1 protein-coding gene is annotated in these 430 nt (G+C 64.0%); it reads right to left on the bottom strand.

The window, feature by feature from the left end; all coding sequences use genetic code 11:
• Positions 1-430: histidine kinase (locus AC0T7J_RS25365; protein ID WP_473798547.1), on the bottom strand; the 430-nt coding region annotated here is incomplete at both ends.

Raw genomic sequence — 430 nt, 5'->3', positions numbered from 1 at the left:
AGACGCTCGAGCAATTCACGCGGCGGCAAGTCGATCAGCAGCAGTTCGAACGCCTCCTGCAACACCCAGTCCGGCAGGGTCTCGCGCACCTGTACGCCGGTGATACCGCGCACCTGATCGTTGAGGCTTTCCAGGTGCTGGACGTTGACCGTGGTGAACACGTCGATGCCGGCGGAGAGCAGTTCCTGAATGTCTTGCCAGCGCTTGGCGTGACGGCTGCCGGGGGCGTTGCTGTGGGCCAGTTCATCCACCAGCACAAGCTTCGGCTTGGCCGCGAGAATGCCGTCGAGGTCCATTTCCTCAAGCAGCACGCCACGGTATTCGCTGCGCACCAGTGGTTGCTGCGGCAGGCCGCCGAGCAAGGCTTCGGTTTCGGCGCGGCCATGGGTTTCGACCACGCCGGCGATGACCTTCACGCCTTGGCGCAGTT

This window comes from Pantoea sp. E956-1, assembly GCF_982223955.1.
This window is presented reverse-complemented; position numbering and strand designations above follow the sequence as displayed.